General features: G+C 72.8%; 18 protein-coding genes. 5 read left to right on the top strand and 13 right to left on the bottom strand.

Annotated elements, in window-relative coordinates:
• Positions 1–8: 8 nt before the first annotated feature.
• From ACIQLL_RS14745 to ACIQLL_RS14710, 8 genes are all read right to left on the bottom strand, one after another.
• The gene (locus tag ACIQLL_RS14745; RefSeq protein WP_402468632.1) at positions 9–626 is read right to left on the bottom strand and encodes a hypothetical protein; all 618 of its coding nucleotides are present in this window, start codon (positions 624–626) and stop codon (positions 9–11) included.
• Positions 627–696: 70 nt separating this feature from the next.
• Complete coding sequence (locus ACIQLL_RS14740) at positions 697–1,479, bottom strand: hypothetical protein (RefSeq protein ID WP_402468630.1); 783 nt, start codon at positions 1,477–1,479, stop codon at positions 697–699.
• A gap of 194 nt (positions 1,480–1,673) precedes the next feature.
• Positions 1,674–2,453, bottom strand: coding sequence for an SDR family oxidoreductase (locus ACIQLL_RS14735; protein ID WP_402468627.1), 780 nt, complete (start codon positions 2,451–2,453; stop codon positions 1,674–1,676).
• A gap of 149 nt (positions 2,454–2,602) precedes the next feature.
• Positions 2,603–2,893: a DUF1905 domain-containing protein gene (locus ACIQLL_RS14730; RefSeq protein ID WP_402468625.1), complete on the bottom strand. Its 291-nt coding sequence runs from the start codon at positions 2,891–2,893 to the stop codon at positions 2,603–2,605.
• A gap of 74 nt (positions 2,894–2,967) precedes the next feature.
• A complete protein-coding gene (locus ACIQLL_RS14725; protein ID WP_402468622.1) occupies positions 2,968–3,894 on the bottom strand; it encodes an SGNH/GDSL hydrolase family protein in 927 nt (308 codons plus the stop codon).
• Positions 3,891–5,183: a glycosyltransferase gene (locus ACIQLL_RS14720; RefSeq protein WP_402468620.1), complete on the bottom strand. Its 1,293-nt coding sequence runs from the start codon at positions 5,181–5,183 to the stop codon at positions 3,891–3,893. Before ACIQLL_RS14720 ends, ACIQLL_RS14725 begins: the two co-directional genes overlap by 4 nt.
• A gap of 3 nt (positions 5,184–5,186) precedes the next feature.
• The gene (locus ACIQLL_RS14715) at positions 5,187–6,311 is read right to left on the bottom strand and encodes a glycosyltransferase family 4 protein (RefSeq protein WP_402468617.1); all 1,125 of its coding nucleotides are present in this window, start codon (positions 6,309–6,311) and stop codon (positions 5,187–5,189) included.
• 96 nt (positions 6,312–6,407) lie between these two features.
• The gene (locus ACIQLL_RS14710) at positions 6,408–7,739 is read right to left on the bottom strand and encodes a glycosyltransferase 87 family protein (protein ID WP_402468615.1); all 1,332 of its coding nucleotides are present in this window, start codon (positions 7,737–7,739) and stop codon (positions 6,408–6,410) included.
• A 160-nt stretch (positions 7,740–7,899) separates the two neighbouring features.
• Between ACIQLL_RS14710 and ACIQLL_RS14705 the strand changes: the two genes are divergently transcribed.
• The 3 genes from ACIQLL_RS14705 (at position 7,900) to ACIQLL_RS14695 (ending at position 12,319) form a co-directional block, all read left to right on the top strand.
• Entirely contained in the window at positions 7,900–9,192 is a 1,293-nt protein-coding gene (locus ACIQLL_RS14705) for an Nramp family divalent metal transporter (RefSeq protein WP_402468612.1), read from the top strand.
• A 114-nt stretch (positions 9,193–9,306) separates the two neighbouring features.
• Positions 9,307–10,566: an acyl-CoA dehydrogenase family protein gene (locus ACIQLL_RS14700; RefSeq protein WP_402468609.1), complete on the top strand. Its 1,260-nt coding sequence runs from the start codon at positions 9,307–9,309 to the stop codon at positions 10,564–10,566.
• 442 nt (positions 10,567–11,008) lie between these two features.
• A complete protein-coding gene (locus ACIQLL_RS14695; RefSeq protein ID WP_402468607.1) occupies positions 11,009–12,319 on the top strand; it encodes an extracellular solute-binding protein in 1,311 nt (436 codons plus the stop codon).
• A 96-nt stretch (positions 12,320–12,415) separates the two neighbouring features.
• Here ACIQLL_RS14695 and pnuC read toward each other — a convergent pair whose 3' ends face one another.
• From pnuC to ACIQLL_RS14670, 5 genes are all read right to left on the bottom strand, one after another.
• Entirely contained in the window at positions 12,416–13,108 is a 693-nt protein-coding gene (pnuC, locus tag ACIQLL_RS14690) for a nicotinamide riboside transporter PnuC (protein WP_402468604.1), read from the bottom strand.
• 8 nt (positions 13,109–13,116) lie between these two features.
• The gene (locus ACIQLL_RS14685; RefSeq protein WP_402468602.1) at positions 13,117–13,881 is read right to left on the bottom strand and encodes a TetR/AcrR family transcriptional regulator; all 765 of its coding nucleotides are present in this window, start codon (positions 13,879–13,881) and stop codon (positions 13,117–13,119) included.
• Between the two features lie 101 nt (positions 13,882–13,982).
• Positions 13,983–14,411, bottom strand: coding sequence for a hypothetical protein (locus tag ACIQLL_RS14680; protein ID WP_402468600.1), 429 nt, complete (start codon positions 14,409–14,411; stop codon positions 13,983–13,985).
• 10 nt (positions 14,412–14,421) lie between these two features.
• The gene (locus ACIQLL_RS14675) at positions 14,422–14,697 is read right to left on the bottom strand and encodes a hypothetical protein (protein ID WP_402468598.1); all 276 of its coding nucleotides are present in this window, start codon (positions 14,695–14,697) and stop codon (positions 14,422–14,424) included.
• Positions 14,698–14,771: 74 nt separating this feature from the next.
• Complete coding sequence (locus tag ACIQLL_RS14670) at positions 14,772–15,812, bottom strand: LacI family DNA-binding transcriptional regulator (RefSeq protein ID WP_402468595.1); 1,041 nt, start codon at positions 15,810–15,812, stop codon at positions 14,772–14,774.
• Between the two features lie 214 nt (positions 15,813–16,026).
• On the opposite strand from ACIQLL_RS14670, the gene ACIQLL_RS14665 reads away from it, so the two are divergent.
• Positions 16,027–18,726, top strand: coding sequence for a discoidin domain-containing protein (locus ACIQLL_RS14665; RefSeq protein ID WP_402468593.1), 2,700 nt, complete (start codon positions 16,027–16,029; stop codon positions 18,724–18,726).
• Positions 18,727–18,905: 179 nt separating this feature from the next.
• The gene (locus tag ACIQLL_RS14660) at positions 18,906–20,327 is read left to right on the top strand and encodes a DUF1996 domain-containing protein (RefSeq protein ID WP_402468590.1); all 1,422 of its coding nucleotides are present in this window, start codon (positions 18,906–18,908) and stop codon (positions 20,325–20,327) included.
• Positions 20,328–20,344 lie beyond the last annotated feature (17 nt).

The raw sequence follows: 20,344 nt of genomic DNA, 5'->3' as shown, positions 1-20,344 counted from the left end.
CGGGAACGTCACGGAAGGGTGATGCGTCCGGTCGGGGTGAGGAGGGCGTCTTCGCCGGGTTCGTGCTCGACGTCGTAGCACGGTGGGTCAGGATGGGCGGCCCGGCACTTGGCGACGGGGACCGACACGTCAGCCACCCGCTGGTAGATCGAGGGGCCGCCAGTCCAGACGACATACTGGACGGAATCGCCGTAGGTGAAGCGCGACTCCACGATGACTTGCCGTTCGGGTGCTCGGTCGAGTTCGAGGAAGTCGTACTGGGGGGCGTGGTATGCGGCCGCGAAGTACATGATCAGGCCGATGATCAGGCAGAGCGCCCCGTAGAGCAGACTGGCCACCGCTGCGGGCCGCGTTCCTCGCTGCGGCAGGAGGCCCATCGACCGGCCGGCGATTCCGCCGATGCCCAGCATGACAAGGCAGAGCGCCCCGACGATCCAGGCCACAGCGAACAGAGCGTCGGTGTCCATCTCGCCGACGAGCACCAGCCGGCTGCCTTCATACGGGCCGCCGCCTGCCCTGAGAAACACCATCGCCGCGATGCACAGCAGCACACCGCAGAGCGGAGCCGTCCACAACAGGTGCGCAGCCGGGTGTGGCGTGCGCTGGTGGGACATGGGGTCGGTCATGTCTTTCCTCCACGTCGAGGCGGTGTCGAAGCGCGGCTGGTGCACCGCGGGCGGGAGAGGCGGTCAGCCCTCACGGGATGATCTCGATGTACGCGCGCGCGAACGACCTGTAGAACCTGAACTTCGACATCGGCTCCAGGTGTTCGGTGGCTGCGGCCAGGTCGTCCGGCGTCGCACCGTCGTGTCCTTCGAGCACGAGCCACGGGGCGTCCACGACAGCACACTCGACCCACCGGGTCTGTATCTTGTCCAAGATCTCCTCGTGGCACGGCCCGATGCTGAAGTCGCCGTCCGGCGGATCGTCGTCGATCGATGCCGTGGAAGCGACCTGGATCTCTCCGCCGTCCGCGAGCTCATAGACCGCTATGGACGATCCGTCAGGCCCCGTGGACAGATAGGCCTCGACATAGTCACCAGAGAGCTCGTAGGGGCGCGCAAGGACCGCCGCGCGTTCCGCATAGTCGTCGAGAACGCCCACGACAGCCACCACGGCTGCCACCACCGCTGGGATGCCGATCACCACGGCGGAGCCGAAGGCAGCCACTCGGCGGGTTGCCGGGATCCCGAGGGCGGCCACCGCCGTGGCGAGCAGACCGCTGATCGCCATCGACAGGGCCCAGCGTCCACCCGGTAGTCCTCCGGGGCCCTGGAGGACGAGGGGCGGAACGATCCCCACGAGGACCGCGAAGAGGCCGATGAAGGATTCTCCGCCCGCTCGACGGATGGCCACGGCGGAGGCGATGACGAGGCCGACCAGCACGAACCCCATGACGAGGGCGGCGATCGGGAGACCTCCACCCCAGGCCATGATCAGGGCGAAGAAGGCGGCCGGCAGCTCGACCAGGCCCACCATGAGACCGACCCCGATCGCCGTGACCCACCCTGTCCAGGTCTCGGACGAGCCGCCGCGAATCGTGTTCCGATGAATGGTGGCCTCCAGGGTCGGGGTGCCCAGAGTGCCAGATCACGCGGGGATCGGGTCGCGAACCACCGCCGCACGGAGCTCGGCTCGGCGAGTCGTTCCTGGACCTCTCGCCGGCGCGAACGTCACACGATCAGCGACTGCCCGCCGTCGACGAACACCTCGGTACCGGTCACGTGGCTCGCGGCGTCCGACACGAGGAAGGCGATGGCGTCGGCGACCTGCGCGGCCGAGCCCGGGTCCTTGCCCGTCAGCGGGATGTCCCCGTCCGGGTACTCGGCCCGCACGCCGAGGCCGTCGGTGTTCCGCTGCTCGGTGTTGTCGTCGATCTCGGTGTCGATCGCGCCGGGGCAGACGGAGTTGACGCGGACGCCGCGCGGTCCGAGCTCGACGGCGGCCATGCGCGCGAACGCCACCTGACCCGCCTTGCTCGTCGCGTACGCCGACGCACCCGAGTTGCTGAAGGTGCGCGTGCCGTTGATGGACGCGACCACGACGACGGCGCCGCCCTGCCGCACGAGCAGAGGCACGGCGTACCGCACGGTGTGGAACGTGCCGGTGAGATTCGTGTCGATGGTGGTGGACCACTCGTCCGGTTCCAGCTCGTCGAGCGGCGCCCAGACCCCGTTGACCCCGGCGTTCGCGACGACGACGTCGAGCCGGCCGAGCTCCTGGTCGATCCGCGCGAGCACGTCGCGCATCATCGCGGCGTCCTCCACGTTCGCCGAGACCGGAACCGCCGTCCCGCCGTCGCGCCGGATCTCCTGCGCGACGTCGTCCGCGCTCTCCTGCCGGTGCCCGAGCGGCACAACCGTGGCCCCGTCGCGTGCGAGCCGCACCGCCGTCGCCCGTCCGATGCCCGATCCCGCGCCCGTGACCAGCGCGACCTTGCCGTCCAGCGTCATCGTGCACCTTTCCCTCGTCGACGCCGCCGACGCTAGCCACGCTCGGGTCTCCTCGCGCGCCGAGCGATCGCCCCGGCGCGCCCGGCGTGCCCGGTGCCCCGAGCACTCCCGGGGGCTCAGTACGGGTGGTGGGTGCCGTCGTCGTGCGGTCAGCTGCGGCGGCGCGAGAGGTGCACGGTCACGATGTCGCCCACGTCCTTGCCGAGTCGCTTGCGGAGCCTCGCGTTGAGCGAGAGCATCAGCCCGCCGCTCCCGGTGGGCATGAGGCCGACGTTCTCCAGGAGGACGTCGTCGACCTGCGCGTCGACACGGACGGACCGGCCGGTCCCGAGCAGCTCGGTCACCCCGGCAAGCTCGACGCAGGACCACGTGTCTCCCTTGACGTCGACGCCGATGGGCGCGGTGAACGTGTGGTCGAGGGTGGCGTTCGTGTCGGTCATGAGGTTCCTCCGGTCGGTGACGGCTGGTGCCGGTCCGACCGTGGTGGTCCCGCGAACTCATCGGCGCTGCGGGATCAGGAGGTCCGCGCGTACGCCTCGCTCGCGACGCCGTCGTGCCCGGCACCCGGACCGGAGAGCGCGGCCAGGTCGAGCCCGAGGTCCAGGTCGAGCTGCCCCGGGCCGGCGCCGCGCAGATCGTCGACGACGGCGCGCAGCAGACCCGGCAGGAAGTCGCGCCCGCGGCGCAGACCCCAGGGCACGCCGGCGACGGTGAGCCAGGCCGCGCGCTGCCATGCCGACGGCGGCGGTGGGGGTGCGGGAAGCCGCGACAGCGCCGCTCGGAGCGAGCCGTCCGGGTCGGTGGCACGCAGACCGCGCGCTGCCAGCTCGGGGAGGGCGACCTGCAGTGCGCCCGACGCTGTGACGGCCATGTGCCGGTGTCCCGCCGGCGAGGGGTGCACCCGGTCGACGTACCACGCGCCGAGCCCGGCGGGGCGGATGGCCTCGGCGACGTCGAAGAGCACCGGCTGACGGCCCGAGGCTGACCCGTACCGGGCGGCCGTGGTGCGGACCACCGCGTTGACGGCGTCGATCCGTGCCCGCATGATCCGGCGGATGCGCCCGGGGCACAGGTCGAACAACCCGATGGAGGGCAGGGTCGCCAGGACGACGGCTGCCCCCCGGTCCCGCAGCGCGCCGACGCAGGTGCCGAGGTGACGGGCGACCTCGGCGGGGGAGAAGTCGCTGCGCAGCACGTCGTTGCCCCCGATCACCAGCGTGGCGACGTCGGGTCGGGCGTCGAGCGCCCGGTCGAGCTGTTCCGCGACGACTGTGCGGGTGCGGGCGCCGTTGGACGCCACGTTTTCGAACGAGCCGCACCCGGCGAGGAGCGCGAGGTGCGCCGCCCACCCGGGGCCGTGGGCGGCGTCGGACCCGACGGCGTCCACCACGCCCGCGGTGATCGAGTCACCCAGCGCGACGACCGCGGGACCGCTGCTCACCGTCCACCTCCCGCCGCGTCCACTCCCCGCGCACTCGCTGTGGGTATGAAATCGGCGGCTTCGTATCGATGCGAGCCTGTCGATCTCATACCCACAACGCCGAGGGGGAACGATGTGCCAGCAGGGTCCGCGCCGTGCAGGGTGAGCATCGCCGCGCCCGTGGCCGACCACGGGAACAGCTCCGCCCGCTCCCGCGCCGTCGCACGCCGGGCCGCGACCGGACGGGAGAGCACGTCCGCCAGCGCCACGGACAGCGCGTGCGGCTCCGGCGCGGCCGCCACCCCGGCGTCGCCCACCACCTCGGGCAGAGCGCTGGTGGCCGAGCACACCACCGGCGTCCCGGAGGCCAGCGCCTCCAGAGCAGCCAGCCCGAACGTCTCGATCGGACCGGGAGCCACCACGACGTCGGCGCTCGCCAGCAACGTCGCCACGCGGTCGCGGTCAGGAACGAAGCCGAGGAACAGGTGCGGGACCCCGACACGTTCGGCGCGCGCCCGCAGAGCCGCCGCCTGCGGCCCGGCACCCGCCACGACCAGCCGCACCGGCACCCCCTCGGCGGCGAGCCGGCCCACCGCCTCCACGGCCAGGTCCACCCGCTTCTCGCGGGACAGCCGGCTCACCACCAGCACCACCGCCTCGCCGGACGGCGCGAGGTGGCGCCGCAGCCCGGCGTCGGCCCTGTCGGGGGAGAACTGCTCCAGGTCGACGCCGAGCGGGACGCGGTGCAGCGGCGGCAGACCGCCGTCGGGCCGCCGGTCGGCCAGCCGGTCCACCTCGCCCGCGGCGAACCCGGTCGTGGCCACCAGCCGGTCGAACCGCGTCAGCGTCCGCAGGTTCCACCGGTCCGCGACCTGGGGCGCGAGCCGTCGCCCGGCCGGGCCCGGCCGCGCCCCGCTGCCCGCCCCGGGCCAGAACGCCGACAGCACGCCGTCGAGCCGTTCGTGCAGCATCAGCACCGACGGCACTCCCGCGGCGCGTGCCCACAGCCCGACGCCGGTCAGGGTCGCCCGGTCGGAGACCTCGAGCCGGTCCGGGGCGAGCGAGTCCAGAGCAGCCCGGACCAGGCCGGGCCGGGTCACCACCCGGTACCCCGGCACCCCGGGCACGCGCGGCGCAGCCACCTGCACCACCCGCACGTCGCCCTCCCGGCGCACGTCCGCCGTCGGGCCCGGCACCACCAGCACCGGCTCGTGCCCCCGGGCCAGGTACTCGCGCGACAGCGCGTGCATCGCGGTCCGGATCCCGCCCGACCGCGGCGCGTAGGCGTTCGCGACCTGGACGATCCGCACCGCTCACACCTCCGTGGGGACGCTGACGACCGACTCGTAGTGCTCCATCAGCTCGTGGCAGACCTTCGCCCACGTCCGCCCCAGCGCGCGCTCGCGGGCCGCCGCGCCGAACGCCCGGCGCTTGCGGGCGTCGCCGAGCAGGTCGTCGACGTGGGCGCGTAGCGCGGCGTGGTCGCCCGGCGGGTAGAGCCAGCCGGTGTGGGAGTGCGCGACGACGTCGATCGGCCCGCCCGCCGCGGGGGCGACGACGGGTACGCCCGAGGCGTTGGCCTCCTGCAGGGTCTGGCCGAACGTCTCGAGCTCGCCGGGGTGGACGAACACGTCGAGGCTCGCCATGGCACGCGCCAGCTCCTGCCCGCGCAGCAGCCCGGTGAAGTGCGCGTCCGGGAGCAGCTCACGCAGCAGGCCACGTTCCGGTCCCTCGCCGACGACGACGAGCCGCACGTCCCGCCGGTCGTTCAGCACCCGCAGGGCCTCGACCTGCTTCTCGGCCGCGAGCCGCCCCACGTACCCGACGAGCAGCGGCCGGCCCGCCCCCACCTCCCGGCGCCACGCCTCGTCACGCGCCTCGGGCCGGAACTGCACGGTGTCGACGCCGCGTCCCCACCGGTGCAGCCGCGGGACGCCGCGAGCCCGCAGGTGGTCGATCGTGGGGGTCGACGGCGCGAGCGTGACCGAGGCGCGCTCGTGCAGGGTGCGCACGCGGCGCCACAGCAGCGGCTCCAGGTGCCGCATGCCGTACCGCGCCGCGTAGCTCGGCACCTCGGTCTGGTAGACCGCGACGGTCGGCACCCCCAGGGCCTCCGCGGCCTGCATGCCCCGCCACCCGAGCGTGAACGGCGAGGCGAGATGGACGACGTCGGGCCCGAACGCGGCGAGCGTGCGCTCGATCCGGGCGCGTTGCCCGACGACGACCCGCACGTCGGCGTACCCGGGCAGGCCGACCGAGGGGATCTCCACGACGGGGGCACCGTGCACGAAGGGCGGCACGTCCCCGTCGTCGGAGTCAGGTGCCAGGACCAGGGCCTCGTGCCCGGTCCGGCTCAGGTGGTCGAGGACCCGCAGCACGGAGTTCGTGACCCCGTTGACCTGCGGGAGGAAGGACTCTGCGACGATCGCTACCCTCACGAGTTGCACTGTCGTGGTCCCGGATGACCTCGGGGGGAGCGCACGGCGACGTGTCGGGGGCGATCGAGGGAACGCCCGGCAAACGTTCGGGGAGAACTACGCGGACCGGGCGGGGTCGCGTGCGGTACGTCCGCCGGCGCCCAGGTGGGCGATCCGCCAGACGGCGCCGGTCAGCAGCACGACGAGTGCCAGGTTCCGCAGCGCCTCGACGACGACCATCCAGGTCTCGCCGCCGAGGAACGGGCCGTAGGCGACCGGGTAGACGAGGTAGGTCTCGTAGGCGACGAGCACCATGCCGAGCGCCGGGGGCCACCACCAGCGCAGGGAACGGCCGGGGGGCGCGGCGGCGAGCGCCACCGCGACGGGCGGACCGACCCAGGAGACGAACTGGGGCGAGCCCACCTTGTTGAAGACGATGAGGGCGACGAGCAGGGCGGCGGAGCAGAGCAGCACCAGCTCGTACGCGCGCTCGGGGTGGCGGCGAGCGGCCCAGAGGGTGAGCGCGGCGATCGCGAGGACGGCGACGATCAGCACCCAGTCGAGGGTGTCGGCGACGCTCCGGGCGGCGTCGCCGGTGACCTCGTAGGTGAAGATGTCGTCGTTGTACTCGACGGTGATGCTCGGGTCCCACCAGCGCGCCACGGAGAACCAGGTGGCGGCCACGGACTCGACCTGCAGCGTGCGGGCGCCCTGCTGGCCGAACACGCTGAGCGCCCGGCCGCCCGCCCCGCCGACGAGCGCGAGCCCGACGACGACGAGGCTCACCACGGCTCCGGGCACGACGACGGTGCGCAGCAGGTCCCGCAGGGTGCGGCGGGTGGCGGCGAGCGCGACGACGACCGCTCCGGGCGCGATCTTGATCCAGGCTCCGGCGGTGGCGACGGCGACGGCGACGCGCGGGTGCCGGCGTGCGACGACGAGGGCGACGACGATCAGGGGGGCGATGACGCCGTCGAGCCGGCCGAGGAAGATGGGGCCGAGGGCCAGCAGGAAGATCAGCCACCACCAGGCCCCGAGCGCCCCGCGCGGGGTGGACCGCACGAGGAACACCGTGGCGACGGCGTTCAGGGCGACCACGACGGCGGTCCACACGATCTCGTAGCCGAGCACGCCGTCGGAGACGAGCGCGGGGCCGACGACGGGCAGCAGGGCGCCGACGGGGTAGACCCAGTCGTAGTCGAGGACGGGCCACTGGCCGGTGTCGAACCCGTAGCGGGCCCACCACTCGTACAGGGTGACGTCGCCGTAGATGGTGTTCTGCCAGGTGATCGCCTCGTGGATCAGCCGGGCGTGCACGACGGCGAAGGCGAGCGCGAGCAGCCACGGCGAGGCGAGCAGCCGCGCGCCGAGGTCGCGGGTGCTGGCCGGGTCGGTCGCGGTCGGCGGGGCGGCCGGGCTGCGGGGCGTGTCGTCGGGCACGGGGCACATCGTGTCAGATGCGGACCGCCTGCTGAGCGGCAGTTCGTCGTCTGTGCGGCACTCCGGAGTGCCGCACAGACGACGAACTGCCGTGCTGACCGCGCCGGGGTATCGGATACGGCTAACAGCGTCTAGGGTTTCGGGTAGCCGAAACTTTGTGAGGAGCCCCGTGTCCCAGCGCACCGCCCCGACCGACCGCTCGCTGCGTCGCGCCCGGACGATCAGCCTGCTCGGTCCCGCGTTCGTCGCCGCGATCGCCTACGTCGACCCCGGCAACGTCGCCGCGAACCTCACCGCCGGCGCCGAGTTCGGCTACCTGCTCGTGTGGGTGCTGGTCATGGCCAACGCGATGGCGGTGCTCGTGCAGTACCTCTCGGCCAAGCTCGGCGTCGTCACCGGCCGGTCGCTGCCCGAGGTGCTCTCCGGCCGGCTCTCGCGCCGCGGCCGCATCGCGTACTGGCTGCAGGCCGAGGCGGTCGCGATGGCCACCGACCTGGCGGAGGTGATCGGCGGCGCCATCGCGCTGCACCTGCTCTTCGGCGTGCCGCTGGTGGTCGGCGGACTCGTCACCGGGGCGGTCTCGATGGTGGTGCTGGCGGTCCAGCAGCGCCGCGGTCAGCGGGTCTTCGAGACGGTCCTGCTCACGATGCTCGGGGTCATCACGGTCGGATTCTGCGCGGGGCTGCTCGTGGCGCCGCCCGACGCCGGGGCCGTGCTGGGCGGTCTGGTGCCGCGGTTCGACGGCACCGACTCGGTGCTCCTGGCCGCCTCGATGCTCGGCGCCACGGTGATGCCCCACGCCATCTACCTGCACAGCTCGCTGGCCCGCGACCGGGTGCGCCACGACGCCGAGCGACGCGCCGCCGTGGCCGGGGTGACGCCGTCGGGCACGGTGCAGGACGACCCGTCCACGGTGCGCCGGCTGCTGGGCGCGACGCGGTGGGACGTGGTGGCCGCGCTGGTCATCGCCGGCGGGGTGAACATCGCCATGCTGCTGCTGGCCGCGGCGAACCTGCCGGGTCGCACCGGCACCGACTCGATCGAGGGGGCGTACGCGGCGATCGGCGACTCGCTGGGTCCGCTGGTCGCGGTCCTCTTCGGCGTGGGGCTGCTCGTCTCGGGTCTCGCCTCGACGGCCGTGGGCGCCTACGCGGGCTCGGAGATCATGGCGGGTCTGCTGCACGTGCGGATCCCGCTCCTGGTCCGCCGCCTGGTGACCCTCGTCCCGGCGCTGCTGCTGCTGGCCACGGACGTCTCGCCCACCTATCTGCTGGTGCTGAGCCAGGTGGTGCTGAGCTTCGGGATCCCGTTTGCGATGATCCCGTTGGTGCGCGCCACGCGGGACGCCCGGCTGCTGGGCGAGTTCCGCAACAACCGGGGTACCCAGGCGGTGGCCTGGCTGGTGGCGGCCGTCATCGTGGGGCTCAACGTGACGCTGCTCTGGCTCACGATCGCTGGCTGATACTGCGTATCGTCTTGACTGAGACTGCGTCGCGTCGCACTATGGGAGAAGACCGACGCCGTCGTCACCAGCCTCGACGGCGGCGCGGTCGCCATCGTGGAGAGAAGGACCCTCATGAGCCGCACCGCACCCGCCCCGCTCGGCGTCACCGCCCCCGAGTACGACGTCTCCCAGCCGCTGGACGTCGACTACGCCCACGCGTTCGCCGACGTCGCCCCGGAGGTCCGCGAGCACCAGCTCGCCGTGCGCCGGTTCGTCCAGGAGGAGGTGCTGCCCGTCATCGACGGCTACTGGGAGCGGGCCGAGGTCCCCTTCGAGCTGGTCAAGAGCCTCGGCGAGCACGACTTCCTGCGCGACGGCGTCGACGTCCCCGGGCGGCCGAAGGTCTCGTTCATGGCCGAGGGGCTGGCGAGCATGGAGATGTCACGCGGCGACGGGTCCGTGGCCACCATCTGCGGCGTGCAGGGCGGGCTGGCGCTGCGCTCCATCGTCATGCACGGCTCTGCCGAACAGATCGAGCGGTACGCCGAACCCATGGCGCGCGGGGAGATCCTCGGCGCGTTCGCGCTCACCGAGCCCACCCACGGCTCGGACTCGGTGTCCCTGGAGACGACGGCCCGGCGCGAGACCCGCGACGGCGTCGACGGGTACGTCATCGACGGCGAGAAGAAGTGGATCGGGTTCGGTTCCTGCGGCGACATCACCGTGGTGTGGGCGCGCCTCGTCGACTCGACCGACGGCGCCGGGGACGGCGACGGCCAGGTGCACGGCTTCATCGTCCCGCAGGACGCCCCCGGCTACACCGGCACCACCATCGAGGGCAAGATGGCGCTGCGCGCGATCTGGCAGGCGCACATCGTGCTCGACGACGTGTTCGTCCCCGCCGAGGCCGCCCTGCCCGGTGCGACGTCGTTCAAGGCCACCTCGGAGGTGCTCTTCGCGACGCGGCTCGCCGTGGCGTGGTCCGCCGTCGGGCACGCCGTCGCCTGCTACGAGGCCGCCGTGCAGTACTCCACGCAGCGCATCCAGTTCGGCAAGCCCCTCGCCGCCAAGCAGATGGTCCAGGAGCGGCTGACCCGCATGCTCTCGACGGTCACGCAGCTGCAGCTCCTGGTGGGGCGGCTCACCGAGCTCGCCGACGCCGGGCAGCTCACCGGGGAGCAGGCGTCGCTGGCCAAGTACACGTGCACCCGCGGCGCCCGCGAGGTCGCCTCCGTCGCCCGCGACATGCTCGGGGGCAACGGCATCCTGCTGGCCAACCGCGTCGCGCGGCACTTCGCCGACATCGAGGCCCTCCACACCTACGAGGGCACCGAGTCGATGAACGCGCTGATCATCGGCCGCGACATCACCGGGGTCTCCGCCTTCGCCTGAGGCGCAGCGCAGGGTGAGGGCCGAGGTACGAGGCACTCGCCCCGAGACATCTCTGCACATCAGCTCCCGGCGTGGGTCGACGCCGGTCGTGTGCGTCACCGTCCGATCACCAGCCGGACGGCCGCACACCTGCGGCGAGCGCCGTCCTGCCCCGGCAGGGCGGCGCTTCGTCGTCTCGGTCGGCAGTTCCGGTTTCATTCGGCAACTCAAGCTGCCGAGTGAAGCCCAAGCTGCCGATCGAGTTCACGGGTCGGGCCGCGAAACTTTTCGAGCGGGCGGACGTCGCCGGTTCGCGAAACGACGGAGCGGTCGTTGTCGAAAACCCCCGGGCCCCTTGACCTGCTCCGATGCCGGTGCGCTACGTTGCAGGTCGCCTGTAGAAAACGGTTTCGAAGCAGAGGCCGTCGCCCGGCGATCCGACGACGACGTAGGAGAGTGCGACATGGTGCGCAGCCGCGCGCGGACGACGGCGTTCGCGCTCACCGGAGCGCTGCTCCTGGCCGCGTGCGCGGCACCCGGCGAGGACGTGCCGGTGGCGGACGACGACGCCCCGCCGGTGGACGGCCTGACCGCCTGGGCGCTCACCGGCGGCAGCGACGTTGTCCTCAAGGAGTCCTTCGCGACCTGGAACGGGCACCATCCGGACCGGACGATCGACGTCGGCTGGCTGGCCAACGACGAGTACAAGCCCCGCATCGGCGAGGCGGTGGACGCCGGTGAGGCCCCGACGCTGATCTTCGGCTGGGCGGGCAGCGACCTCGACCGGTACGTGGCGCAGGGCGCCGTCGCGGACCTCACCGGGCGGGTCGACCCGGTGCTCGAGCGGGCGCTGCCCGCGGTCGCCGAGGCGGGCACGGTCGACGGCCGCACCTACGCGGTGCCGAACAACCAGACGCAACCGGTCGTGCTCTACCACAACGCCGAGGTGCTGGCCGAGGTCGGCGTCGAACCGCCGTCGACCTTCGCCGAGCTCCTCGACGCCGTCGCGACGCTGCGCGAGGCCGGGGTGCAGCCCATCGCGCTCGCCGGGGGCAGCAAGTGGCCCGAGCTCATGTACATCCAGTACCTCACCGACCGGATCGGGGGACCGCAGGTGTTCCGCCGGATCGCCGCGGGGGAGCCCGGCTCCTGGTCCGACCCGGCCGTCCTCGAGGCCCTGCGCAAGATCCGCCTGCTGGTCGAGGCCGGGGCGTTCGGGGACGGCTTCACCGAGGTCCTGGCCGACGGCTCCGGCGACACCGAGATCGTCGCGTCGGGACACGCGGCGTTCGTGCTGCAGGGCGCCTGGGTCTACCCGGACTTCGTGACCAGCGCCCCCGAGCTGATCATCGACGACGGCCTGGGCTACACCCCCTTCCCGCGGGTCGAGGGCGGGATCGGTGACCCGGACAACGTCGTCGGGAACCCGGCCAACTACTGGTCGGTGTCCGCGACGGCGACCCCCGCGGAGCAGGAGTCGGCCATCGCCTTCCTCAACGACCAGGTCTATGCCGACTACCCGGTCGGGTGGTTCCTCGCGACCCGGACGGTTCCTCCGGTGCAGGGACTCGAGCCGCGCCTGGAGACGTCCGACGACGCCGACTACCTGCGGGCCGTGTACGGCATGGTGGCCGCGGCGCCGCACTTCCAGCTCTCGTGGGACCAGGCGCTGCCGGCCGACCAGGCGGGTCCGCTGCTGGACAACCTGCACCAGGTGTTCACCGGGGAGCAGTCCCCGCAGGGCTTCGTCGACGCCATGAACGCCACCCTCTAGATCGCGGGGGCGGAGTCGACGCGTTCGCTCGGCAGTTCCGCACTCGTTCGGCACTCCCGAGCTGCCGACCGAGGCCGGGACTGCCGAGCGAGACGCTCAGGCCGTCGCCGCGGCTGACTCGCGGCGGTTCACCCGCCACCACACGAAGAACCCGGTCAGCGTGAACACGCCGTAGAACACGTACATCAGCGAGGTGGCGAAGTACCCGGCGCTCCACAGCAGCGGGACGCCGACCAGGTCGACGGCGACCCAGATCAGCCAGAACTCCACCCAGCCGCGGGCCATGCCGTACGTCGCGAGCAGCGAGCCCATGAAGATCCAGGCGTCGGCCCAGACCGGTTCGTAGGAACCCAGCGCGCGGAACAGCGGCGTGAGCGCGAGCGTCCCGCCCACCATCGCGACCACCAGGAGCCCCCGTTGCGGCCAGGTGGCCCACTGCGGGTGCACCCCCTCGGCGCCCGACGACGGCACCTTGCCGTCCGCACGGACCTCCAGGTCCTGACGCCGCGTCTCACGCCAGCGCATCCACCCGTACACCGACACGGCGATGAACATGACCTGGCGGCCGGCCTGGCCGAGCATGTCGACGCGGCTCGCATCGCCGAACAGCGACCCCAGGAACACGGTGAACAGCAGCAGGTTCCCGACGATGCCGACCGGCCACGCCCACACCTTGCGCCGCATGCCGCCGAGCGCGGAGGCCAGGCCGAAGAGGTTGCCGATGACCTCGCGCCACAGGATCTGCTCGTCCCCGACGCTGAAGGTGGCGCTGAACAGCCAGTCGATCATGTCGCTCCTCAGGCCAGGACGTCACGGACGGCGCGGGCGACGTCCTCGGGGCCGGCGCCGTCGGAGAGCACCGCGACCACGACCCGCTTGCCGGCCGTCGGCGCGACGTCCGTCCCGCCGTCGGACGGGCTGCCGCCGTCGGACGCCGGAGCCGCCGCGACCCGCCGCAGGTCCGCGAACGCCTCCTCGAGATCGGGCCGCAGGTCGAGGTACGGGTTGCGCAGCCAGCGCCGCAGCACCGCGTTGTGCACGGCCACGACGGACGCGGCGAATGCGATGGACATCGTGGTGCGCGATCGGTCCGTCGGCAGCGTGTCGCGCAGGTAGGCGGTGAACGCGCGTTCGTAGCGGTGCGTGGTGACCAGCTCGCGGTCGCGCAGGGCGGGCACCTCCTGCAGGAGCCGGTGCCGGGCCAGCGACGTCTCGCGCTGGCCGACGTGGTGGTCGAACACGAGCCGGGCCGCGCGGCAGACCTCGAGGTACGGGTCGACGGCGGGGTCCCAGGCGGTCTCCCGGGCCGGGTTCGACTCGCTGCTGCCGCGCGCCTCGGGTCGGGTCGCAGCCAGCATCACCACGACCTCCTCCAGCAGGAGCTCGTGGTCGGCGAAGATCACGTCCTCCTTGGAGCGGAAGCGGCGGAAGAACGTGGCGCGGCTGACCTGCGCGGCGTCGGCGATCTGCTCGACGGTGGTCTGCTCGAACCCCTGGCGGGAGAACAGCTCCACGGCGGCGTCGACGGCCTGGGCGTGGGTGTGCGTCCGGACGGCGGTCATGTGCACCGAGGCTACTCCGGCCTGAGACTGCGTCGCGCGCGGTCCGCGGTCCGGACGGCGTCTCGGTCCGTCGTGGCCCCGGGACGAGGCGCCGTGGCGGGCTACCCGAGCCAGAGCGCGGCCGCGGCGGCGGCGACCGCCCCGGCGAAGGCCGCGGTGCCCCCCAGGGCCAGGCGTCGTCGGCGGTGCGCCAGCGCGATCAGCCGGCCCGGGTTGCCGTGCGGGCTGTCCGCGGACGTGGCGAGGAGCCCGGGCGTCAGGGCCCAGACGAACAGCGACAACGGCACGAAGAACCCGAGGACCGCGGCGACGACCCATCCGCCGATCCCGTCGTCGCCGCCCAGCTCGGCGATGCCCAGGATCGTCGCCATCGCCCCGGAGCACACGGTGATCATCTGCCGGGCGAACCCGAGCACGACGTCGTTCGACTGCTCGACCGCCGTGCGGTGCAGCGAGACGACCCAGCGGAGCTCGTCGCGCTCCTGGTCGGGCAGGTCCGGCACCGCGACGGCCGCACTGGCGCGCTTCACCGGCGTCGGGTCAGGCACGCTTGCCCGCGCGTGCCTCGAGCACGGCCACGACGTGCGGCGCGGGGACGGACGTGTCGACGGTGATCCGGACCCGGACGCCGGTCCGTGGGCAGGTGTAGTACACGGTGGTCGCCACGGGGGCGGGATCGCGAGGCATCGTGTCCCAGATCGTCACGTCGTGGACGGGAAGGTTGGCGGGAGTCTCCTGCATGACGGCGACCCGGTGGGCGGACGGGCAACCCCGGGCGGGGCAGGCGTCGACGTCGAAGACCTCGCTGGTGATCACGGGACCCATCGTGGTGCGGACCGGCCCGTGCCGCACACGGCCGGCGGCAAGTTCACCCGAGGCGCCGGTGCGCACTACGCCGAGTCCCGCACCACCAGCCGGGGCGCGAAGATCTGGGACCGGGGCGCGGTGGTGTCGCCGCCCACCTGGCGCAGCAGCAGCTCGGCCATGGCGCGCGCCATCTCCTCGACGGGCTGGCGGACGGTGGTCAGCGGGGGAGCGCTGATGGTCGCCACGGGGCTGTCGTCGAACCCGACGACGGCGACGTCGTCGGGCACGCGCAGCCCGCGGGCCTGCAGCACCTGGAGCACGCCGAGCGCCATGAGGTCGTTGGCCGCGAAGATGCCGTCGAGGTCGGGTGCCTGGTCGAGCAGCCGGCGCGCGGCGGCGGCGCCGCTGGCGACGGTGAACTCGCCGGACGCGGTGGCGACGACGGCGGCCCCGCCGCGGGTGGCGGCGCTGCGGAAGCCGGTGGCGCGGTCGGCCGAGGCGCGCACGTCCAGGGCCGGGTCGACGTCGACGACGCCGAGCCGTCGGCGTCCGACGGCGACGAGCCGGCCGGCGGCCAGTGCCCCGCCCTCGGCGTTGGCGACGTCGACCCAGCTCACGCCGAGGTCCTCGGGGGGCCGGGCGAACACGACGACGGGGCGCCCGGTGGCGTGCAGCTCGGCGGTCAAGGGGTCGTGGCCGTCGGTCGAGACGAGCAGCGCGCCGTCGACGTGGCCGAGCGCGACGAAGGAGGTCACCTGGGCCCGGGCGTCGGCGTCGTCGGCGAGCATGAGCACGGGATGGACGTCGTGGGGGCGCAGCGCGCGGACGGCTCCGCCGGCCACCCGGCCGAAGAACGGGTCGGCGAGCATCTCGGCGACACGGTCGGGGCCGTCGTCGGGAGCGGAGCCGGCGACGATCACGGCCACGGATCCGGAGCGCCGGGTGACCAGGGACCGTGCGGCGCGGTTGGGGACGTAGCCGGTCTGGGCGACGGCGGCGGTGACCTTCTCCTGGATGGCCGGGGCGACGCGGCGTTCCTGGTTGACGACCCGGGAGACGGTGGCGCGCGAGACGCCCGCGACGCGCGCCACGTCCTCGAGCGTGGGAGCGCGGTTTCCGGCCATGGCTGGACGGTACCAGCGATAGTGCGCTCTCTCACGGACCGAGACGAAACCTCACCCGCTGTTGACACGTCTCACCAGACTATGGGCATACTTCCCGGGAACGGTGATAGAGCGCTCTCCCAGAGTGCTCTGCCGCCCCCGCGCACGACGACGACGATGTCGACCGGTCCGGCCCACCGACGAGCCGCCCGGCAGACGCGAGAGGCAGGAGACGATGACCCGAAGCCCACGCCGGCCGCTGCTGGCGGCCCTGACCGCGGTCGCCCTCGGAGGGGCCGCGCTGGCGGTGCCCGCCCAGGCTGCCGAGCCCGAGCTGCTCTCCCGCGGCGCGCCCACCACGGCGTCCTCGGTGGAGAACCCCGACTACACGCCCGCGGCCGCCGCCGTCGACGGCGACCTCGGCACCCGCTGGTCCTCGCAGGCGAGCGACGACCAGTGGATCCAGGTCGACCTCGGCGCCGTCGCCTCCCTGAGCCGCGTCGATCTCGCCTGGGAGAGCGCCTACGGCTCGGGCTACGAGATCCAGGTCTCCGACGACGGCGCCACGTGGTCCACCGCCGCGACCGTCACCGACGGTGACGGCGGGGGCGACACCATCGCGCTGGACGACTCCGGCCGGTACGTGCGGGTCCAGGGCACCGAGCGCGGCACCGGGTACGGCTACTCGCTGTGGGAGCTCGAGGTGTACGGCACCGACGGCGGCACCACCGGCCCGACGGACCCCACGGACCCGACCGACCCCAACGCGGGCGGATGCTCCGACGACGACGCCGCTCTCGGCGCCACCGCCACGGCGTCGTCCTCCGAGGCGCCCGACTACTACCCGGCCTCGGCGGCCGTCGACGGCAGCACCAGCACCCGCTGGGCCAGCGAGGCCTCCGACGACCAGTGGCTCCAGGTGGACCTCGGCACGGTCCAGGAGCTCTGCGGCGTCGACATCGTCTGGGAGGGCGCCTACGGCAAGGGCTACGAGATCCAGGCCTCCGACGACGGCTCGAGCTGGACCACGCTGGCCACGGTGACCGACGGCGACGGCGGGACCGACACGCTCGACGTCGACGGCAGCGGCCGGTACGTGCGCCTGCAGGGCACCGGGCGCGGCACCGGCTACGGCTACTCGGTGTGGGAGCTCGCGGTGCACACCGGCGACGGCGGCACCACGGACCCGACAGATCCCACGGATCCCACGGACCCGACGGACCCCGACCCGACCGACCCGTACCCGGACTACGTGAACCCGGGCTGGGCGGGCACCACCGGACCGATCACCGACGCGAGCCACGTCGAGGTCGTGCGCCACGGCGAGGGCTGGCGCCTCGAGGTGGACGACGAGCCGTACACCGTGCGCGGCCTGACCTGGGGCCCGTCGTTCGACACCGCCGACCAGTACATGCCCGGCCTGGCCGAGATGGGCGCCAACACCACCCGGACCTGGGGCACCGGACCCGACACGGTCACGCTGCTGGACTCCGCCGCGGCGAACGGCATCCGCGTGATCATGGGCTTCTGGCTCGTGCCCGGCGGCGGCCCCGGCTCCGGCGGCTGCGTCTCCTACCAGGGCGACACCACGTACGAGGCCGACACGCGCACCCACATCCTCGAACAGGTCGAGGCCTACAAGAGCCACCCCGGCGTGCTCATGTGGTCGGTGGGCAACGAGTCGATCCTGGGCCTGCAGAACTGCTACTCGGGCGCCGAGCTCGAGGCCGAGCGCGCCGCCTACACGCAGTTCGTCAACGACATGGCGATCGCCATCCACGCGATCGACCCGGACCACCCGGTCAGCTCCACGGACGCCTGGACCGGCGCCTGGCCCTACTACCAGGCCAACTCCCCGGACCTGGACCTGCTGCAGCTCAACTCCTACGGCGACGTGTGCAGCATCGCCGACTTCTGGGAGGACGGCGGCTACGACCGCCCCTACATCGTCACCGAGGGTGGCGCGGCCGGTGAGTGGGAGGTGCCCGACGACGTCAACGGCATCCCCGACGAGCCGTCCGACGTCGCCAAGGGCGCGGCGTACGTGGACTCGTGGAAGTGCATCATGGAGCACCAGGACAAGGGCCTGGGCGCCACGTTCTTCCACTACGGCACCGAAGGCGACTTCGGCGGCGTCTGGTTCAACGTGATCCCCGGCGGCAACAAGCGCCTCGGGTACTACGCGCTGGCCAAGACCTGGGGCCGGGACATCGACGCGATGAACACCCCGCCGCAGTTCCAGGGGTTCGACATCGCGGGCGACACCACGTCCGTCGAGGCCGGGTCCACGCTCACCGTGGAGACCGACGTCGTCGACCCCGACGGCGACCCGGTCGACTACGTCGCGTTCTTCAACAGCAAGTACATCGACGGCGCCGGCGGGCTGCAGTGGACCGAGGCGACCGAGACGTCACCGGGGACGTTCGAGCTCACCGCCCCGCAGCGCCTCGGCGTGTGGAAGGTGTACGTCTGGGCGGAGGACGGCCAGGGCAACGTCGGCGTGGAGACGCAGTCGTTCCGCGTCGTCGCCCCCGAGGTGGCGGGCACCAACGTGGCGCTCGGCAAGGCGGCCTCGGCCTCCAGCTTCGACCCGTGGAACGGTGACTTCACCCCGAAGCAGGCGTTCGACGGCGACCAGGCCACCCGCTGGTCCAGCGACTGGAACGACGACGAGTGGATCAGCGTGGACCTCGGGTCCGTCACGTCGTTCGACCACGTCCAGCTGGTCTGGGAGACGGCGTTCGCCGCCGGGTACGAGATCCAGGTGTCCGACGACGGCACCTCCTGGACCACGGTCGCGAGCGTGACCGACGGCGACGGGGGAGTGGACTCCCTCGACGTCTCCGGCACCGGCCGCTACGTGCGGCTCGCGCTGAACGACCGCGGCACCGAATGGGGCTACTCCCTGTTCGAGATGGGCGTGTACGCGTCCTGACCCCGACCGGTGGACCCGGGTCGGACCTCCACCCGGCCCGGGTCCACCACCCGCCCGGCCCGGCACGGGCCGCACCCGGGCGCCGGCAGCCGGCCGGCAGCCCGCACGTCGCCAGGGGGCGGCGACCCTTCACCCGGCGCGCACGAGCGCGCCTCGACGACGACGTCGAAGGAGACACCATGCTCCGCACCACGAGCAGGACCCCGGGCACCGGCCCGGGCCACCACCCCGACAGCACCCGCGGAGGCCGCCACGGCACCGCCTCCCGCACGACGCGCACCCTGGCGGCGGCCGGCGCCGTCGGTGCCCTCGCCCTGACGGCCGCAGCGATCCCGACCTCCGCGGGCGCGGCCGACGGGGAGCTGGTCTCCGCCGGGGCCACCGCCGCGGCCTCCACCACCGAGGCCGGGTTCACGGGCGCACGGTTCGCCGTCGACGGCGACCTCGGCACCCGCTGGGCCAGCGCGCAGGACGACGACGACGCCTGGCTGCGGCTCGACCTCGGCGCCCCCGCCGACCTCGACGAGGTGGTCCTGCGCTGGGAGGCCGCCTACGCCTCCGCCTACGAGATCCAGGTCTCCGACGACGGCCAGAGCTGGACCACCGTGGCGAGCGTGACCGACGGCGACGGCGGCGACGACGTGCTCGACGTCGACGCCACCGGCCGCTACGTCCAGCTCGCGGCCTCGCAGCGGGGCACCGGGTACGGCTACTCCCTGTGGGAGCTGGAGGTCTACGGCACCGGCGGTGCGCCCGACGACGGCGACGACCTGCCGGAGTTCGACGACGAGGTCACCCACCACGAGTTCCAGGCCAACTGCACGGTCAACCACCTGGACTTCGACGACCCGATCGTCTTCCCCGGCGAGCCCGGCCGCTCCCACCTGCACTCGTTCATGGGCAACACGAGCATCGACGCGTTCACCACGATCGCCTCGCTGTTCGCGCAGCCGGAGACGAGCTGCACCAACCCGAAGGACCACTCGGCCTACTGGTTCCCCACCATTCAGAACGGTGACGACCCCGTCGTGGCGCCGTTCCTGGAGACGATCTACTACAAGGCCGGGATCGACGACTACCGCAGCGTGCAGTCCTTCCCCGAGGGGCTGCGGCTCATCGCCGGCGACATGATGGCCACCCCCGAGTCGTTCGAGAACGCCCCGGGGGCCGTCGAGGGCTGGGAGTGCGGCGACCTGACCAAGCAGTGGTCCATCCCCGACCACTGCGCCCCCGGCACCGACCTCAACATCCGTTACCAGGCGCCGAGCTGCTGGAACGGTGTGGACCTCGACTCACCCGACCACAAGAGCCACATGGCCTACCCGGTCAACGGCGAATGCCCGCTCACCCACCCCGTGCCCGTCCCGATGCTCGAGTTCAAGATCGGCTGGCCCGTGAGCGGCGACATGTCGCAGGTGCACCTGGTCAGCGGGTCCGACCAGTCGTGGCACTACGACTTCATGAACGGCTGGGAGCCCGAGATTCTCGACGCCCTCGTCACCCACTGCATCAACGGTGGCCTGCAGTGCAACCCGCAGGGCTACGACCAGTACAAGCCGCACCGGGGATCCGCGCTGACCGCGGACTTCGAGCTGCCCTGAACCAGGAGACAGAACTG

Source organism: Isoptericola aurantiacus (assembly GCF_044769875.1).
Lineage (GTDB): Bacteria > Actinomycetota > Actinomycetes > Actinomycetales > Cellulomonadaceae > Isoptericola > Isoptericola aurantiacus.
Note: the sequence above shows the minus strand (reverse complement) of the source record. Positions and strands in the feature narration are given on the sequence as shown.

What these genes read in the sequence shown, in the direction of transcription:
- ACIQLL_RS14745 (WP_402468632.1), bottom strand. Translation starts at nt 626, where the DNA reads ATGACCGACCCCATGTCCCACCAGCGCACGCCACACCCGGCTGCGCAC.
- ACIQLL_RS14740 (WP_402468630.1), bottom strand. Translation starts at nt 1,479, where the DNA reads ATGGTGGGCCTGGTCGAGCTGCCGGCCGCCTTCTTCGCCCTGATCATG.
- ACIQLL_RS14735 (WP_402468627.1), bottom strand. Translation starts at nt 2,453, where the DNA reads ATGACGCTGGACGGCAAGGTCGCGCTGGTCACGGGCGCGGGATCGGGC.
- ACIQLL_RS14730 (WP_402468625.1), bottom strand. Translation starts at nt 2,893, where the DNA reads ATGACCGACACGAACGCCACCCTCGACCACACGTTCACCGCGCCCATC.
- ACIQLL_RS14710 (WP_402468615.1), bottom strand. Translation starts at nt 7,739, where the DNA reads ATGTGCCCCGTGCCCGACGACACGCCCCGCAGCCCGGCCGCCCCGCCG.
- ACIQLL_RS14700 (WP_402468609.1), top strand. Translation starts at nt 9,307, where the DNA reads ATGAGCCGCACCGCACCCGCCCCGCTCGGCGTCACCGCCCCCGAGTAC.
- ACIQLL_RS14695 (WP_402468607.1), top strand. Translation starts at nt 11,009, where the DNA reads ATGGTGCGCAGCCGCGCGCGGACGACGGCGTTCGCGCTCACCGGAGCG.
- pnuC (WP_402468604.1), bottom strand. Translation starts at nt 13,108, where the DNA reads ATGATCGACTGGCTGTTCAGCGCCACCTTCAGCGTCGGGGACGAGCAG.
- ACIQLL_RS14685 (WP_402468602.1), bottom strand. Translation starts at nt 13,881, where the DNA reads ATGACCGCCGTCCGGACGCACACCCACGCCCAGGCCGTCGACGCCGCC.
- ACIQLL_RS14670 (WP_402468595.1), bottom strand. Translation starts at nt 15,812, where the DNA reads ATGGCCGGAAACCGCGCTCCCACGCTCGAGGACGTGGCGCGCGTCGCG.
- ACIQLL_RS14665 (WP_402468593.1), top strand. Translation starts at nt 16,027, where the DNA reads ATGACCCGAAGCCCACGCCGGCCGCTGCTGGCGGCCCTGACCGCGGTC.
- ACIQLL_RS14660 (WP_402468590.1), top strand. Translation starts at nt 18,906, where the DNA reads ATGCTCCGCACCACGAGCAGGACCCCGGGCACCGGCCCGGGCCACCAC.